Raw genomic sequence first — 15716 nt, forward strand, 5'->3', positions numbered from 1 at the left:
CGGGAATGGGCGACGTTGGCGCTTGATCCTCGGCCGGAAGTCCCGAATCCTCGGACCCGGGCGCGCGGCGCGCGGCGGGGATTCCGGCGCGGATTCCGGCCGTCGCGAGGGCCGCAGCGCGAAGGGGGACGACGACATGGCAGACCTGAACAGGGCGGAACGCGGAGCGCGCCGCCGCCGCACCGGGGCCGCCGTGCCGGTCACGCGGGCGGCCGCCATGCTGGCCGGGCTGCTGGCCACGCAGCTGGCCACTGCCGCGCAGGCGCAGGAAACTGCCGCGCAGGCGCAGGAAGCGGCGCCGACGTCGCCGCAGGTGCTGCTGGAGACGCCCGCGGGCGGGGTGTCGGTCAGCGGCCGGCTGCTGTCCTACGCGCACGGGGTCTACACGATCGCCACCGGGCTGGGCGAGCTGACGCTCGCCGCCGACGCGCTGCGCTGCAGCGGCCCGGCCTGCCCCGATCTGCCGCCGCCGGCGGCGGCGGAGACGCCGGCCGAATCGGCGGAGGGCGGCGTCACGCTGCGCAGCAGGTCCGGCTCGGTCCGACTGCGCGGGCTGATCCAGGCACAGGACGCGCGGACGCTCACCCTGGCAACGGTCGCCGGCCCGGTAACCGTGCCGCTGGCACTGGTGCAATGCGCCGGCGAAGGCTGCCCGCAGACCGGCTGGCCAAGGCTGGCCGAGGCAGCGCCGTCCGCAGGCGAAGACGCACCCGACATGACCCTCGGGCTCTCCGAAGCCGACGCCGTGGACGACATCGGGAACGATGCCGACGCCACCGCCGACCGCAACGCCGACGCCGCGCCCGATTCCGGCGAGGACGCCGAGACAGTGCCACAAGATGCCGGGCCACAAGATGACGGGCCACAAGATGCCGGGCCACAAGATGATGGGACACCGGACGCCGCGCCACCGGATGACGCGCCAGAAGACGACGCACCACGAGACGCCGCGCCACCGGACGACGCGCCACCGGACGACGGGCCGAAGGCCGATGCGCCCGCAGGCCCGCCGGCATCCGGACCGGAGGCTCCCGCCGCCGCCGGCACCGCGCCGCCGCCCGCAGGGGCAGCGGACCCTCCGGCCGATGCCGCGGACGGGCCGGAACCGGCGGCGCCGGCCGCACCCGCCGGGATCGCACCGCCGGCGCGTCAGGTGGTCGTGGCCGGGCCGGACTTCGCCGTCGATCCGCTGCTGCCGGCGCTGGCGGCGGGCATCGCCGGCCACGGCGGGCTGCAGGCCGGAAGCGCCAGCGCCCTGCCCGGCCCCGAGGTGCCGGTCGGAACCCGGGCCGTGCCGCTGACGCGGGACGGCGGTGCGGCGGAGGCGCTGCTGGTCGCGCGCCCCGCGGCGACGGCGGCGCAGGCGCAGGCCCTGCTCGACGCCGGCGCGGCCGACGGCTACCTGTGGCCGCTGCCCACGGTGGCAGCCGGCGCGTCGGACGGCGGCGGGCCGGTGGTGGCGCATGACGCGCTGGTGGCGCTGGTGCACCCGGACAACCCGGTGCGGGGCCTGACCCTTGCGCAGCTGCGCGCGGTGATCGCGGGGCAGGTTCCCGACTGGAGCGAGCTGGACGGCGCGCCGGGTCCGGTGACGCTGGTCGGGCTGCCGGCGGATCATCCGCTGTCCGGGCTGCGCGACGCGATGCTGCTGGCGAACACCGGCATCCGCGCGGCGGTGCCGCTGATCCAGGTCGAGACCGTCGCCGCGCTGGCCGCCGAGGTCGCGCGCGATCCGGCCGCCATCGGCCTGGGCACGCTGGCGCTGGCGGCGCCGGCGCGGGCGCTGCCGCTGGTGTCGGACTGCGGTTTCGCACTGCCGGCGGACGCGACGACGGTGCGCACCGGCGCCTATCCGCTGGGCTTCTCGATCGCGCTGACGGCCGCGCCGCGGGATCCGCTGGCCGAGGCGGCGCTGGCCGCGCTGCAAACGCCCGATGCCGCCGCCGGGCTGATCGCGGCGGGGATGGAACCGGGGCCGCTGTCGGCGCTTCAGGCCCGGCTGGAGACGGCGCTGGAGGCGAGCACCGAGGCACGGCGGCGGGCGGTGCTGGAGCGGGCGCTGGCGAACGTCGCCGTATCGCGCCGGCTGCCGGTCGAGATCCGCTTCCAGGCCGGCAGCAACCGGCTGACGCCGGAGGCCGAGACGGCACTGGCGCGGGTGGCCGACTTCGCCGCCGATCACGAGCCGCCCGAGCTGTTCCTGATCGGCCATGCCGAGGACGCCGGCGATCCGGTGCGCAGCCTGGAGCTGAGCCGGCTGGCCGCGCGCCTGGTGCGCCAGATGCTCGCCCGTCTCGACGACGGCGGCCGGATGGATCACACCCTGGTCCGCGCCGTCGGCCTGGGCGCGCTGGCGCCCGAAAGCTGCGGCGCCGACGCCGGCGGCGCCGCCGATCGCCGGGTCGAGGTCTGGGTGCGCGGCTGACCGGACCTGACCCGGGACAGCCGGGGCTCAGCCGGGGTTCAGCCGGGGCTCAGCCGGGGCTCAGGCGGCGATCACGTTCGCCTCGGGGCCGTAGGGAAATCCGGTGAGGTTCTCGGCGCCTTCCGGCGTGACCACCAGGATGTCGTGCTCGCGGTAGCCGCCGGCGCCGGGCCGGCCCTCGGGCACCCAGAGCATCGGCTCCATCGACACCACCATGCCCGGCTCCAGCACGGTGTCGATGTCCTCGCGCAGCTCCAGCCCGGCCTCGCGGCCGTAGTAGTGGCTGAGGATGCCGAAGGAATGGCCGTAGCCGAAGCTGCGATGCTGCAGCAGCCCCTCGCCGGCAAGGAACCGGTTCAGCTCGGCGCAGATCTCGGCGCAGCGGGCGCCGGGGCGGAGCAACGACAGGCCCAGCTCGTGCGCGGCGACGTTGGCGCGCCACAGCCGCAGCGTCTCGGCGTCGGGCGCGCCCAGGTGCAGCGTGCGCTCGAGCGCGGTGTAGTAGCCCGAGATCATCGGAAAGGCGTTCAGGCTGAGCAGATCGCCCGGGCGCAGCGCGCGGGTGGTCACCGGGTTGTGCGCGCCGTCGGTGTTCGGGCCGGACTGGAACCAGACCCAGCTGTCGCGCAGCTCGCTGCCCGGATGGGCGCGGGCGATCTCGGCTTCGATCGCGTCGCGGCCGGCCATGGCGACGTCGATCTCGCGCGCGCCGGGGCGGATCGCGTCGCGGATCGCCGCGCCGCCCAGATCGGCGATCCGCGCGCCCTCGCGGATCAGCGCGATCTCGGCCGGCGACTTGCGCATCCGCGCCGCGGCGGTCGCCGGCGCGATGTCGCACAGCTGCAGCGGGCCGCAGATCCGGTCCAGCGCGTCGCGCGCGGCCAGGGTCAGATGATCGCCCTCGATGCCCAGCCGGCCGGGGGCGCCGACCAGCGCCGCCACCGCCCGCCAGAAGTTGTCGCGCTGCCAGTCGGTGTAGATCACGTTTTCGCAGTGCGAGCGTCGCCACGGCTGGCCGCCATCGATGTTGGCGCTGACCGTGGTGCAGCCGTCCGCGGTGACCACGCAGCCGTAGGGCCGGCCGAAGCTGCAGTACAGGAACCCGGTGTAATAGGCGATGTTGTGCATCGAGGTCAGCAGCACCGCCGGCAGATCGTGCCGGTCCATGATGCCGCGCAACGCGGCCAGCCGCCGCGCATACTCAGGCGCGTCGAACGGCAGCGGCGCCCTGGCGCCGTTGTGGCAGGTGAAGCGGTCGGGGCGTTCGGGGGTCTGAAGCATGTCGCATCCTCGTCCAGGGCCGGGCGGGACGCATCTGCCCGGCGCAGCATCCGGGCGTTCAGGACATAGGGTCGTCGCGGCGACAGGCGGTCGCGGCGGCGACTGCGCCCCGAAGGTCGCGGCGACGCCATCGCCGCACGGGGAGCGGGCGAACATTATCGCCGCCGGCCGCGCCGATCAAGCGTCGGCGGGCGGGTCGTGTGGCGGCCGGACCCGGCGCGCGCCGCGCATCAGCCAAAGTCAGCCGATCGCGGCGGCGCGGCGCCGGCGCGCTGGGAACTGACGGCTGGGCGCACTACGCGGTTCAGGGCCCTGCCCGCCGACAACCTTCGTCCAGTGCTGTGACGACAACCGGGGAAACCACGTCTTGAAACCAGTGAACCTGTTCGCCCTCGCCCTCGCGTCCGTGACCGCCCTGGGCACCGTGGCCGCACCGCTGCCGGCCCAGGCCGACGCGCCCAAGATCAAGGTCGAGTCGAAGCACGACAAGTACAAGTACGAGTACAAGGACGGCCGCTGCGAGTTCAAATACGAGATGAAGTACGGCAAGAACGAGGTGAAGCAGAAAAGCAAGGGCGACTGCTCGCACGTGGCGCGCTTTCCCCGCTTCGCGCCGCCATCCGCGCAGGTGGTGGCCGCGCCGCGCGCCGTGGTGCCCGCGCCGCGCCCGGCGGTCCGGCGCCGCGACTGCAACTCGGATGCGCTCGGCGCGCTGATCGGCGCGGGCATCGGCGCCGCCGCCGGCACCCGGGTCGGCGACGGCGACACGGTGACGGTCGTTGCCGGGACCGTGCTGGGCGGGCTGCTCGGCCGCGAGATCGGCGCGAAGATCGACGACCGGGACCGCCGCTGCATCGGCTCGGCGCTGGAATACGCCGAGCCCGGCCGCGCGTTCGAATTCGCCAACCCGCAGACCGGGCTGGGGTATTTCCTGCGCCCGCTCGAGCGCGGGACGCGCGCCGGCAGCCCGTGCCGCGGCTTCGAGGCCAGGTTCGGCGACGGCCCGCTGCAACGCGGCACCGCCTGCCGCGAGGCCGGCGGCTGGAACATCGTCGAGCTGCGCTGACCCCGCCTGCCGGCGCGAACCCGGCACCTGCGGCAAGGCCCCGGAAAATCCCGGACGCACGAAAAAGGGCCGCAGCAGTGCTGCGGCCCCGGAAATCTCGCAAGGTCCGGCGACGGCGGCCGGGGCTCAGCCGTTCATCGTCTTGGCGACCTCGGCGGCGAAATCCTCGGCTTCCTTCTCGATGCCCTCGCCGACCTCGAGACGGACGAAACCGAGGATCTCGACCCCGGCATCGCTGGCGGCGTCGCCCACGGTCACGTCCGGGTTCATCACGAACTTCTGGTTCACCAGCGTGACTTCCTCGAAGAACTTCTTCATCCGGCCGACGATCATCTTCTCGATCACCTGCTCGGGCTTGCCGCTTTCGCGGGCCTGCTCGGTCAGCACCTGCTTCTCGCGCTCGACCAGCGCCTGGTCCAGGTCGGTCTCGGACAGCGAGGCCGGGCTGGTGGCGGCGATGTGCATGGCGATCTGCTTGCCGATGCCGCTGTCGGCGCCCTTCAGCGCGACCAGCACGCCGATCTTGCCCATGCCGTCGGCGGCGGCGTTGTGGACATAGGCGGCGACGCTGTCGCCGGACACCTTGGCCATCCGGCGCAGGGTCATGTTCTCGCCGATGGTGGCGATCTTGTCGGTGACCACCTCGCCCACGGTCTTGCCGTTCATCGCAGCGGCCTTCAGCCCCTCGACGTCGTCCGCGCCCAGGGCGGCGTCGGCGATGCCGGCGACCATGGCCTGGAACTCGGCGTTCTTGGCGACGAAGTCGGTTTCCGAGTTGATCTCGACCGCGACGCCGGTGCCGCCGTCGACCTTCACGGCCACCAGACCCTCGGCGGCGGTGCGGCCGGATTTCTTCGCGGCCTTGGCCAGACCCTTGGTGCGCAGCCAGTCGATCGCGGCTTCCATGTCGCCGTCGGTCTCGGTCAGCGCCTTCTTGGCATCCATCATGCCGGCGCCGGACTTCTCGCGCAGTTCCTTCACCATCGCAGCGGTGATCGCCATCGGTGCTCTCCTTGGATTTGCTCAGGCGGCCGGGGACACTGGCCCCCGGCCCGATACGGGATCGGCCTGCCGCGGGGCGATAGCGCCGGACCGCGACAGGGATGTGACGCCCGGCGGCGTCAGCTGTCGGCGGTGGCCTCGGTCAGGGCCTCTTCGCCCACGACCTCTTCCATCTCGCCCAGGTCGATGCCTTCCGAGCCCATCTGCGCGGCCATGCCGTCCAGCGCCGCGCCGGCGACCAGATCGCAATACAGCGCGATGGCGCGGGCGGCGTCGTCGTTGCCCGGAATCGGGAAGTCGATGCCCTCGGGCGAGGAGTTGGTGTCGAGGATCGCGACCACCGGGATGCCCAGCTTGCGCGCCTCGGTCACGGCCAGGGCTTCCTTGTTGACGTCGACCACGAACAGCAGGTCCGGCAGTCCGCCCATCTCGCGGATGCCGCCCAGGCTGGCCTGCAGCTTGGCCTGCTCGCGCTCCATGTTCAGGCGCTCTTTCTTGGTCAGGCCCTCGGCGCCGGTCTCCATCTGCTCGTCGATGTTCTTCAGCCGCGAGATCGAGGCCGACACGGTCTTCCAGTTGGTCAGCGTGCCGCCCAGCCAGCGGTGGTTCATGTAGTACTGCGCGCAGCGCTCGGCGCCGTCGGCAACGGGCTTCTGCGCCTGGCGCTTGGTGCCGACGAACAGGATCCGGCCGCCCTTGGCGACGGTCTGCTGAACCGCATGCAGCGCCGCGTCCAGCAGCGGCACGGTCTGCGTCAGGTCGAGAATGTGGATGCCGTTGCGCGCGCCGTAGATGTACTGACCCATGCGGGGGTTCCAGCGGTGCGTCTGGTGGCCGAAGTGAACGCCAGCTTCCAGCAGCTGGCGCAACGTGAACTCGGGAAGAGCCATGCGTCCGTTTCCTTTCCGGTTTCGCCTCGGCGGGGAGTGAGGATCCGGAGATCCCAACCGGTGGACCGCCGGGGATGTCTCCCCCGCCGGCCGCGAACCCCGCCTGTGGATTTGCAGTGCGCGGTCGTTACCCGGTTTCGCGCGCGACCGCAAGCCCCGCGCCGGCAGGCCACCGCCGCCGCCCTCCGCCGCCGCCTGCCGCCGCGTAAACGCCGCCCCGGGGGCGCATGCGAATTGACCGGCGCGGGGTTTGCCGCCATTGCTCGGGCATGGACCCCGACACCCCCATCCTGTGCGCCGGCTCGGCGCTGTGGGACATCATCGCCCGCACCGGGCGGCGCATGCGTCCGGGCTTCGACGTGCCCGGCCGGATCGGCCGCCAGCCCGGCGGCGTGGCGCTGAACGTGGCGCTGGCGCTGGCGGCGCGGCGGACGCCGGTGGCGCTGCTGTCGTGCGTCGGCCGCGACGCCGAGGGCGAGGCGCTGATCGCGCTGGCCGAGCGTGCCGGGGTCCGCTGCGTGCATGTCGCCCGCTCCGACGCCGCCACCGACAGCTATCTGGCGATCGAGGATCCGGCCGGCGAGGTGTTCGCCGCCGTCGCCGACTGCGCCGCGCTCGAGGACAGCGGCGCGGCGGTGCTGGCGCCGCTGCGCGACGGCCGGCTGGGCAGCGCCCGCGTGCCGTGGCGCGGGATGGCGGTGATCGACGGCAACTTCCCGCAGCCGCTGCTGGACGCGCTGCCGGCCGATCCGGCGTTCGCCGGCCTGCGGCTGGCGCTGGTCCCCGCCAGCCCGGGCAAGGCAGAGCGGCTGCGCCGGGCGATGCGGCACCCGGACAGCGTGCTCTACGTGAACCGGATCGAGGCCGAGATCCTGGCCCGGCGGGCGCTGGCCGACGCCGCCGAGGCGGCGCGGGCGCTGGTCGCGCTGGGCGCGGCGCAGGTGGTGGTGACCGACGGCGCGCGCGCGGCGGCGCACGCCGTCGGCGCGACCTGCGTCACATCCACCCCGCCGCCGGTCCCGGCCCGCACCACCACCGGCGCCGGAGACGCCTTTCTTGCCGCGCACCTGGACGCGACGCGGCGCGGCGACGCCCCCGAAACCGCGCTGGACACCGCGATCGCCGCGGCGGCCGCGCACATCTGCCAGCAGGTGGCCCCATGACCGCAGCCCCGCTTTCGTTCTCGCCCGAGGTCGCCGCCGCGCGCGCCGCCGGCCGGCCGGTGGTGGCGCTGGAAAGCACCATCATCACCCACGGCATGCCCTATCCGCGCAACCTGCAGACCGCCCGCGCGGTCGAGGCGCAGGTGCGCCGGGCGGGCGCGGTGCCGGCCACCATCGCGGTGCGCGGCGGACGGATCCGGATCGGGCTGGACGACGGCGCACTGGAGGCGCTGGCGCAGGAGCGCGAGGTCTGGAAACTGTCGCGCGCCGATCTGGCCGTGGCGCTGGCGCTGGGGCGCACCGGCGCGACCACGGTGGCGGCGACGATGATCGCCGCCCACGCCGCCGGCATCGAGGTCTTCGCCACCGGCGGCATCGGCGGCGTGCACCGCGGCGCCGAGGACAGCCTCGACATCTCGGCCGACCTGACCGAGCTGGCCGAGACCCCGGTCTGCGTCGTCGCCGCCGGTCCGAAGGCGATCCTGGACATCCCGCGCACGCTGGAGGTGCTGGAGACGCGCGGCGTGCCGGTGATCGCCGTCGGCCAGGACAACCTGCCGGCGTTCTGGTCGCGCGACAGCCGCTGCCCGGCGCCGGCGCGGCTGGACGATGCCGCGTCGATCGCCGCCGCCTTCGCGATGCGGCGGCGGCTGGGGCTGCCCGGCGGCCAGCTGGTCGCCAACCCGATCCCCGCCGATGCCGAGATCCCCGCCGAGGAGCTGGCGCCGCACATCGCGGCGGCGCTGGACGCGGCGCGCGCCGACGGCATTGCCGCGAAGCAGGTGACGCCCTTCCTGCTGCAGCGGATTCTCGAGCTGACCGGGGGACGCTCGCTCGAGGCCAACATCGCCCTGGTCCTGAACAATGCGCGCCTGGCGGCGGAAATTGCCTGCGCGCTGCACGCCGGCCGTGTTGCGGCCGCCGCGGACGCGCACTAGGTTAAGCCGGTCTCCAGCAACGGACATCATGGCCAAGAAGATCCTCCAAAGACGTCGCGCGCGCCGCAACCGGCCCAGCCTGTGGCACCGGACCCGCACTAACTTCCTGACCGGGCTGGTGATCGTCGCGCCGGTGACGCTGACGATCTGGGTGATCTGGACGGCGATCAATTTCATCGACGCGCGCGTGGTGCCGTTCGTTCCCGACGCCTACAACCCGGCGACCTACCTGGGCAAGAACATCGCCGGGTTCGGCGTGGTCATCTTCCTGCTGTTCACCGCCGGCGTCGGCGCGCTGACCAAGGGCCTGTTCGGCCGCCAGCTGGTGCGCTGGGGCGAGAGCCTGTTCGACCGCACGCCGGTGGTCCGGTCGATCTACACCGCGGTCAAGCAGATCGTCGAGACGGTGCTGAAACAGTCCGGCGGCTCGTTCCAGAAGGCCTGCCTGATCGAGTACCCGCGCCGCGGCCTGTGGGCGGTGGCGTTCGTCTCGACCGAGACCGGCGGCGAGATCCCGGCCAAGGCCGGCCGCAGCGAGATGGTCAGCGTGTTCCTGCCCACCACGCCGAACCCGACCTCGGGGTTCCTGCTGTTCGTGCCGCGCGGCGACGTGGTGCTGCTGGACATGAGCGTGGAAGAGGCCGCCAAGCTGGTAATCTCGGCCGGGCTGGTGGTGCCGCCCACCGCCGAGGAAATCGCCGCCGGCCGCCGTCCGGCGCCGGCCCCGGCGCGGCCGGCGGCGCCGCGCAGGGTCACCGCCGCGAAATGAGCCGCCACCGGACGGCGGCGAAGGCGGCGTGACCGGCGCGGCCGCGACCGGCTTCGCCTCGGCGTTCGCGCTGATCCTGGCGATCGGGGCGCAGAACGCCTTCGTGCTGCGCCAGGGGCTGCTGCGGGCGCACGTGTTCTGGATCTGCCTGGTCTGCGCGCTGTCGGACGCGGTGCTGATCGCCGCCGGCATCGCCGGTTTCGGCGCGCTGGTCGGCGCCGCGCCCTGGCTGCCGCGGGCGATGGCGCTGGCGGGCGCGGCGTTCCTGCTGGTCTACGGCGCGCTGCGCGCCCGCGCCGCGCTGGCCGGCGGCCACGCCATCGACGACGCCACCGCGACACAAAGCCTGCGCGCGGCGCTGCTGACCTGCCTGACGTTCACCTGGCTGAACCCGCACGTCTACCTGGACACGCTGGCGCTGCTGGGGGCGATCTCGACCGCGTTCGAGGGCGCCGCCCGGCTGGCCTTCGGCCTGGGCGCGGTCAGCGCCTCGTTCGTCTTCTTCTTCGGGCTGGGATACGGCGCGCGGCTGCTGGCGCCGTTGATGCGCTCGCCGCGCGCCTGGCGCTGGCTGGACGGGGCGATCGCGCTGGTGATGTGGGCGCTGGCCGGCGGGCTGCTGGCCAGCGCCTGAGGCTCATTCCTCGGACCACCACACGTCCGGCAGGAAGCCGATCCAGTCGCCGTAGACCGGCAGCGTGTCCGGAAAGCGCAGCGTCGCCTTGTGCGCCATCAGCGTGCGGTCGGCGAACCAAAACGGCACCACGTAGCGGCCCGCCATCAGCACCCGGTCCAGCGCCCGGACCGCGGCGACGAAACCGTCGTGGTCGTCGGCGGTCAGCATGGCGTCGATCATCGCCTCGGCGGCCGGGCTGTCCATGCCCATGTAGTTGCGGGTGCCCGGCTGCTCGACGCCGTCCGAGCCCCAGTACAGGTACTGCTCGTTGCCGGGGCTGAGGCTGAGGCCCCAGCGGTTGATGATCACGTCGAAGTCGTAGGCATCCTTGCGCTCGGCGAACTGGGCGCTGTCGACCAGTTCGATCTCGGCGGCGATGCCCAGCCGCGCCAGGCTGTCGCGCCAGATATTGGCCACCGCCTCCTGCTCGGACGGGGTCAGCGAGATCAGCCGCGCCGAACTGTCGAGCGAGATCGTCAGCGTGAACGCCTCGCCGTCGGCATTGCGCAGCGTGCCCTGCCGGATCGTCCAGCCGGCCTCTTCCAGCAGCGCCGAGGCGCGGCGGATCGCGGCGCGATCGCGGCCGCCGGAGGTGTTCTCGGGAAGGCCGTAGCCGTCGAGCGCGCCGGGAAGCAGCGTGTCCTCGAACGGCGCCAGCAGTTCGGCCACCTTGCCCTCGGCGGCACCGGGCTGCATCGCCAGGTCCGAGTTCGAGAAATAGCTGGTGATCCGCTTGTAGGCGCCGTCGTTCAGCGTCCGGTTCACGAAATCGAAGTTGAACGCCTGGATCAGCGCCTCGCGCACGCGCCAGTCCCGGAACGGCTCGCGCCGGGTGTTGAACACGAAGCCCTCCATCCCCGACGGGCGCTGGTGCGGGATCTCGGACTTCACGATCCGGCCGTCGCGGACGGCGGGGAAGTCGTAGTCGCGCGCCCATTTCGCCGGGTTCGATTCGCGGAAGGTGGACACCTCGCCGGCGCGGAACGCCTCGAAAATCACGTCGCCGTCGGCGTAGTATTCGTAGCGGATGACGTCGAGATTGTGCTGGCCGCGGTTGAACGGCAGGTCCTTGCCCCAGTAGTCCGGGTCGCGCACGAACTCGATGAAGCGGCCCGGCTCGAACCTGCCGACGGTGTAGGGGCCGGTCGCGGTGGGCACGTCCAGCGTGCTTTCGGCGAAATCCCGCCCCTCCCAGTCGCGCGGGTTCAGCACCGGGCGCAGCCCGAGGATCAGCGGCAGCTCGTTGTCCTGCTCGGAGAAGGTGAAGCGCAGCCCGCGCGCGCCGACCTTCTCGACGCTCTCGACCTTGTCCCAGGCGTTGGCGTAGCGCGGCAGCCCCTTCTCGGCCAGGGTCTCGAACGACCAGATCACGTCGTCCACGGTCAGCGGCGTGCCGTCCGAGAATTTCGCCTCGGGTCTTAGCTGAAATTCAACCCATTCGCGATTCGGCCCGGTCTCGACCGATTCGGCCAGCAGCCCGTACAGGGTGAACGGCTCGTCCCAGGACCGCCCCATCAGCGACTCGAACACATGCACCCGCAGCCCGTAGGGCGAGCGGCCCTTCAGGATGTAGGGGTTGAACGCGTCGAAGCCGCCGCCCTCGCCGAAGACGATGCGCCCGCCCTTGGGCGCATCGGGATTCGCATAGGGCAAGGACACAAAATCCGGTGGCAGCGCGGGCTCGCCATACATGGCAAGCCCGTGTTCGGGTTCTGCGAGCGCCGCCGACGCCACCGCCACACAGGCGGCCGCCAGGGCCGCGATCCGCCGATTCAGATGCATTCTGCCTGTCTCCTGCTGCTGTCTTGTGCCGATTTTTGAAGGACCATACCCAACCCGGCGCGATGCTTGAATTTTTATCTTGGACGCGGCGCGAATTTTCCGTATAAAGGGGGCACTGCTCGATAGGTTTCTTGCCTGTATGAAACCTGCCTCAATAACTGAACGCCGGCCTCGTGCCGGCGTTTTTTTTTGCCTTCCCCCCTGACAAACCGCAAGCGGCGTTTGCCTTTTCGCAACCGCAACATAAGGTCGGGACATCCGGGGAATCGGCAGCAGAGGAGCATCGGCGATGAGCATCAGCGGAAAGACGGCGGTCGTGACCGGGTCGACCTCGGGGATCGGCCTTGGCGTCGCCCGGGCGCTGGCCGAACAGGGCGCGAACGTGGTGCTGAACTCGTTCACCGACAGCGACGAGGATCACGCCCTGGCCGGGAAGCTGGCGCAGGACACCGGCGCCAAGGCGATCTATGTGCAGGCCGACATGTCGGACGGCGCCGCCTGCCGGAAGCTGGTCGACACCGCGGCCGAGACCTTCGGCGGCGCCGACATTCTGGTGAACAACGCCGGCATCCAGCACGTCGCCGCGATTCCCGATTTCCCGGTCGAGAAATGGGACGCGATCATCTCCATCAACATGACCTCGGCGTTCCACACCACCGCCGCCGCCCTGCCCCGCATGCGCGCGGCGGGCTGGGGCCGGGTGATCAACATCGCCTCGGCGCATGGGCTGACCGCCTCGCCGTTCAAGTCGGCCTATGTCACCGCCAAGCACGGCGTCGTCGGGCTGACCAAGGTGACGGCGCTGGAAACGGCGCAGGAGCCGATCACCTGCAACGCGATCTGCCCGGGCTATGTGCTGACGCCGCTGGTCGAGGCGCAGATCCCCGACACGATGAAGAAGTACGGCATGACCCGCGAGCAGGTGGAGCGCGAGGTGCTGCTGGAGCGGCAGCCGTCGAAGCAGTTCGCCACCATCGAGCAGATCGGCGGCAACGTCGTGTTCCTGTGCTCGCCGCACGCCGATCAGATCACCGGCACGACGATTTCGGTCGACGGCGGCTGGACCGCGCTTTGAGCCGCGGCCGCGCGGTGCCGCGATGACCACCCGCATCAACCTCGCGCTGCAGGGCGGCGGCGCGCATGGCGCCTTCACCTGGGGCGTGCTCGACCGGCTGCTGGAAGAGCCCGACATCGAGATCGAGGGCATCACCGCGACCTCGGCCGGGGCGATGAACGCGGCGGCGCTGAAATACGGCTGGATGATCGACGGCCGCGACGGCGCACGCGCCAAGCTGGACGCGTTCTGGGAGGAGATCTCGGCGCACACGGTGCTGCCCAACGACATGGTGCAGACCTGGCTGACCGGGTTCATGCCGGCGCCCGGACGGTTCAGCAGCCTGCTGGAGAACAGCGCCGGCTATCTGGCGGTGGACATGGCGACGCGCCTGTTCTCGCCCTACGAGATCAATCCGCTGGGCATCCACCCGCTGCGCGCGGTGGTCGAGAAGATGCTGGATTTCGACAAGGTCTGCGCGCTGGGCGGGCCGAAGCTGTTCGTCTCGGCCACCAACGTGCGCACCGGCAAGATCAAGATCTTCGCCGGCGACGAGATCGGCGTCGACAGCCTGCTGGCCTCGGCCTGCCTGCCGACGCTGTACCAGGCGGTCGAGATCGAGGACCCCGCGACCGGCCGGCTGGAGGCGTACTGGGACGGCGGCTACACCGGCAACCCGGCGCTGTTTCCGCTGTTCTACCAGACCGAGAGCCGCGACATCCTGATCGTGCACATCAACCCGACCCACCGCGAGCAGGTGCCGCGCTCGGCGATGCAGATCATGAACCGGATCAACGAGATCAGCTTCAACTCGTCGCTGCTGCGCGAGCTGCGCGCGATCGATTTCGTCCGCCGGCTGATCGAGGACGGCGCGGTGCAGCCGGGCACGATGAAGGACGTGCTGATCCACTCGATCATGGACGACGAGCTGATGGCCAGCCTGGGCGTCGCCACCAAGCTGACCCCGAACCGCGGGTTCCTGCTGTCGCTGAAACAGGCCGGGCGCGACCGGATGGCGGCGTTCCTGGAAGCGCACCGGGACGATCTGGGCCAGCGCGGCACGGTCGATCTGCGGGCGATGTTCGGCTAGGTCTCGACCGAGGTCACCCACAGGATCGTGGCGTCGTCCTCGCTGACCGAGATCACGTTGTGCCCCATCGCCGCGTCGTAATAGGCACTGTCGCCGCGGCGCAGCCGGACCGGGGCGTAGAACTCGGTGTAGAACTCGACGATGCCCGACAGCACATACAGGAATTCCTCGCCGTCGTGCCGGACCCAGCCCTCGAAATCGTCGAAGCTGCGCGCGCGCACGATGGTCCGGTACGGCAGCATCTGCTTGGAGCGCAGGTCGGTCGCCAGGATCTCGTGCTCGTAGGTCTTGGTCGGGTGCGGCTGCCCCTCGCCCGCCATCGTCACCGCGCGGCGGCCCATCACCTTGTCGGTCTTGGGCGGGGTGAACAGCTGCGGGATCGAGATGTCCAGCCCGTGCGCCAGCTTCTGCACCGCCTCGAAGGTCGGCGACATCTGGTCGTTCTCGATCTTCGACAGGGTCGAGCGCGCCAGCCCGGCCTTGCGCGCCGCCTGCTCCAGCGTCCAGTTGCGCGCCTTGCGCAGTTCGCGCACGCGCTTGCCCAGTTCCAGCGATTCCACCGGCTCGGCATTGCCGTCGCCGCGCGCGACCTTCAGCAGCGACGGTATCTTGCGCTCGTCTACCAACGGGGCCTCCTCGCTGGCGCCCGGCGCGGGTTCAATCCCCGCCGCAGGCGCGGTAGAAGGCTTCAATAGGCCGGAACCGGCCCGAATGACAACCGGCGTGCGCGCCGGAAAGGACACGTCATGACCACCACGCTCGACATCATCTCCGACCCGATCTGCCCCTGGTGCCATATCGGCAAGGTCCGGCTGGACCGGGCGCTGGAGGCGCGGCCGGACCACCCGTTCGAGATCCGCTGGCTGCCGTTCCAGCTGAACCCGGAGATGCCGCGCGCGGGCATGGAGCGCGCCGCCTACCTGGAGGCCAAGTTCGGCGGCCGCGAGCGCGCGGCGCAGGTCTACGCCCATGTCGCGCGCGAGGCGCGGGCCAGCGGGCTGGAGATCGACTTCGACGCCATCCCGCGCACGCCGAACACGCTCGACGCCCACCGGCTGCTGCACTGGGCCGGGATCGAGGGGCGGCAGACGCTGGCCGCGAACCAGCTGTTCCACCGCTACTTCCTCAAGGGACAGGACATCGGCGACGCGGCGGTGCTGGCGGACGTCGCGCGCACCGTGGGGATGGACGCCGAGGTGACCGCCCGCCTGCTGCTGGGCGACGCCGACCTGGCCGAGGTGCGGGCGCTGGATGCCCGCGCGCGCGAGATGGGTGTGACCGGAGTGCCGACCTTCGTCATCGGCGGCACATACGCGGTGACCGGCGCGCAGGACACCGGGACTTGGTTGAAGATCATCGACGAGCTTGTTGAAAAGACGCATGAATTGCAGAATACCGCGCGATCCGGTCAGGGGAGCTGACGCGCGCGACGCGAACCGAACGCCGGCCGCCGGAATACAGACTTCCCCAGCCGGTGCGCGAAACCCAACAAAATGGCAACAATCGGGCGAGAGCTTTTAAACCGGGCTTTTTTGCGTCGAATTGTGCCCGTAACATTTCAGCTTGTTCATCGGTTGCAA

Annotated in this window: 14 protein-coding genes; 9 read left to right on the plus strand and 5 right to left on the minus strand. The window is 71.6% G+C overall.

The annotated features are described in order from the left end of the window. Nucleotides 1-136 precede the first annotated feature (136 nt). Complete coding sequence (locus GE300_RS10020) at nucleotides 137-2425, plus strand: OmpA family protein (protein WP_154446422.1); 2289 nt, start codon at nucleotides 137-139, stop codon at nucleotides 2423-2425. A gap of 60 nt (nucleotides 2426-2485) precedes the next feature. On the opposite strand, the gene GE300_RS10025 is transcribed toward GE300_RS10020, so the two are convergent. Further along, nucleotides 2486-3706 (minus strand): aminopeptidase P family protein, encoded by a 1221-nt coding sequence (locus tag GE300_RS10025; protein ID WP_154446423.1) that lies wholly within the window; start codon nucleotides 3704-3706, stop codon nucleotides 2486-2488. A 367-nt stretch (nucleotides 3707-4073) separates the two neighbouring features. Here GE300_RS10025 and GE300_RS10030 point away from each other — a divergent pair, with 367 nt between their 5' ends. Further along, a complete protein-coding gene (locus tag GE300_RS10030; RefSeq protein WP_154446424.1) occupies nucleotides 4074-4772 on the plus strand; it encodes a hypothetical protein in 699 nt (232 codons plus the stop codon). 126 nt (nucleotides 4773-4898) lie between these two features. Here the strand turns inward: GE300_RS10030 and tsf are convergent, their stop codons facing one another. Continuing rightward, complete coding sequence (gene tsf, locus GE300_RS10035) at nucleotides 4899-5774, minus strand: translation elongation factor Ts (RefSeq protein WP_154446425.1); 876 nt, start codon at nucleotides 5772-5774, stop codon at nucleotides 4899-4901. 119 nt (nucleotides 5775-5893) lie between these two features. Continuing rightward, nucleotides 5894-6664, minus strand: coding sequence for a 30S ribosomal protein S2 (rpsB, locus tag GE300_RS10040; protein WP_154446426.1), 771 nt, complete (start codon nucleotides 6662-6664; stop codon nucleotides 5894-5896). A 269-nt stretch (nucleotides 6665-6933) separates the two neighbouring features. Here rpsB and GE300_RS10045 point away from each other — a divergent pair, with 269 nt between their 5' ends. From GE300_RS10045 to GE300_RS10060, 4 genes are read left to right on the plus strand one after another with little or no spacing between them, the layout of a single operon-like run. Then, nucleotides 6934-7827 carry a PfkB family carbohydrate kinase gene (locus GE300_RS10045; protein ID WP_154446427.1) on the plus strand — a complete coding sequence of 298 codons (894 nt, stop codon included), beginning with the start codon at nucleotides 6934-6936 and terminating at the stop codon, nucleotides 7825-7827. After that, nucleotides 7824-8765, plus strand: coding sequence for a pseudouridine-5'-phosphate glycosidase (locus tag GE300_RS10050; protein ID WP_154446428.1), 942 nt, complete (start codon nucleotides 7824-7826; stop codon nucleotides 8763-8765). Before GE300_RS10045 ends, GE300_RS10050 begins: the two co-directional genes overlap by 4 nt. Nucleotides 8766-8793: 28 nt before the next feature. Then, complete coding sequence (locus GE300_RS10055) at nucleotides 8794-9534, plus strand: DUF502 domain-containing protein (RefSeq protein WP_154446429.1); 741 nt, start codon at nucleotides 8794-8796, stop codon at nucleotides 9532-9534. Nucleotides 9535-9562: 28 nt separating this feature from the next. After that, entirely contained in the window at nucleotides 9563-10168 is a 606-nt protein-coding gene (locus tag GE300_RS10060) for a LysE/ArgO family amino acid transporter (RefSeq protein ID WP_325063186.1), read from the plus strand. Between the two features lie 3 nt (nucleotides 10169-10171). Here GE300_RS10060 and GE300_RS10065 read toward each other — a convergent pair whose 3' ends face one another. Further along, complete coding sequence (locus GE300_RS10065) at nucleotides 10172-11992, minus strand: extracellular solute-binding protein (RefSeq protein WP_154446430.1); 1821 nt, start codon at nucleotides 11990-11992, stop codon at nucleotides 10172-10174. A 289-nt stretch (nucleotides 11993-12281) separates the two neighbouring features. Here GE300_RS10065 and GE300_RS10070 point away from each other — a divergent pair, with 289 nt between their 5' ends. Together GE300_RS10070 and GE300_RS10075 are read left to right on the plus strand one after the other, a co-directional pair. Then, nucleotides 12282-13067, plus strand: a complete 786-nt coding sequence (locus GE300_RS10070) for a 3-hydroxybutyrate dehydrogenase (RefSeq protein ID WP_154446431.1) — start codon at nucleotides 12282-12284, stop codon at nucleotides 13065-13067. Nucleotides 13068-13089: 22 nt separating this feature from the next. Further along, entirely contained in the window at nucleotides 13090-14136 is a 1047-nt protein-coding gene (locus GE300_RS10075) for a patatin-like phospholipase family protein (RefSeq protein WP_154446432.1), read from the plus strand. On the opposite strand, the gene GE300_RS10080 is transcribed toward GE300_RS10075, so the two are convergent. Continuing rightward, entirely contained in the window at nucleotides 14133-14762 is a 630-nt protein-coding gene (locus tag GE300_RS10080; RefSeq protein WP_233416918.1) for a helix-turn-helix domain-containing protein, read from the minus strand. The two genes, GE300_RS10075 and GE300_RS10080, sit on opposite strands and share 4 nt — an antisense overlap. Before the next feature lie 120 nt (nucleotides 14763-14882). On the opposite strand from GE300_RS10080, the gene GE300_RS10085 reads away from it, so the two are divergent. Beyond that, nucleotides 14883-15557 (plus strand): DsbA family oxidoreductase, encoded by a 675-nt coding sequence (locus GE300_RS10085; protein WP_154446434.1) that lies wholly within the window; start codon nucleotides 14883-14885, stop codon nucleotides 15555-15557. The last annotated feature ends 159 nt before the right edge of the window (nucleotides 15558-15716 follow it).

The organism is Halovulum marinum (genome assembly GCF_009697225.1).
GTDB lineage: Bacteria > Pseudomonadota > Alphaproteobacteria > Rhodobacterales > Rhodobacteraceae > Halovulum > Halovulum marinum.

Coding starts and splice junctions, on each gene's coding strand:
- GE300_RS10050 (WP_154446428.1), top strand. CDS start 7,824: ATGACCGCAGCCCCGCTTTCGTTCTCGCCCGAGGTCGCCGCCGCGCGC.
- GE300_RS10085 (WP_154446434.1), top strand. CDS start 14,883: ATGACCACCACGCTCGACATCATCTCCGACCCGATCTGCCCCTGGTGC.
- tsf (WP_154446425.1), bottom strand. CDS start 5,774: ATGGCGATCACCGCTGCGATGGTGAAGGAACTGCGCGAGAAGTCCGGC.
- GE300_RS10070 (WP_154446431.1), top strand. CDS start 12,282: ATGAGCATCAGCGGAAAGACGGCGGTCGTGACCGGGTCGACCTCGGGG.
- GE300_RS10045 (WP_154446427.1), top strand. CDS start 6,934: ATGGACCCCGACACCCCCATCCTGTGCGCCGGCTCGGCGCTGTGGGAC.
- rpsB (WP_154446426.1), bottom strand. CDS start 6,664: ATGGCTCTTCCCGAGTTCACGTTGCGCCAGCTGCTGGAAGCTGGCGTT.
- GE300_RS10055 (WP_154446429.1), top strand. CDS start 8,794: ATGGCCAAGAAGATCCTCCAAAGACGTCGCGCGCGCCGCAACCGGCCC.
- GE300_RS10065 (WP_154446430.1), bottom strand. CDS start 11,992: ATGCATCTGAATCGGCGGATCGCGGCCCTGGCGGCCGCCTGTGTGGCG.
- GE300_RS10075 (WP_154446432.1), top strand. CDS start 13,090: ATGACCACCCGCATCAACCTCGCGCTGCAGGGCGGCGGCGCGCATGGC.
- GE300_RS10025 (WP_154446423.1), bottom strand. CDS start 3,706: ATGCTTCAGACCCCCGAACGCCCCGACCGCTTCACCTGCCACAACGGC.
- GE300_RS10020 (WP_154446422.1), top strand. CDS start 137: ATGGCAGACCTGAACAGGGCGGAACGCGGAGCGCGCCGCCGCCGCACC.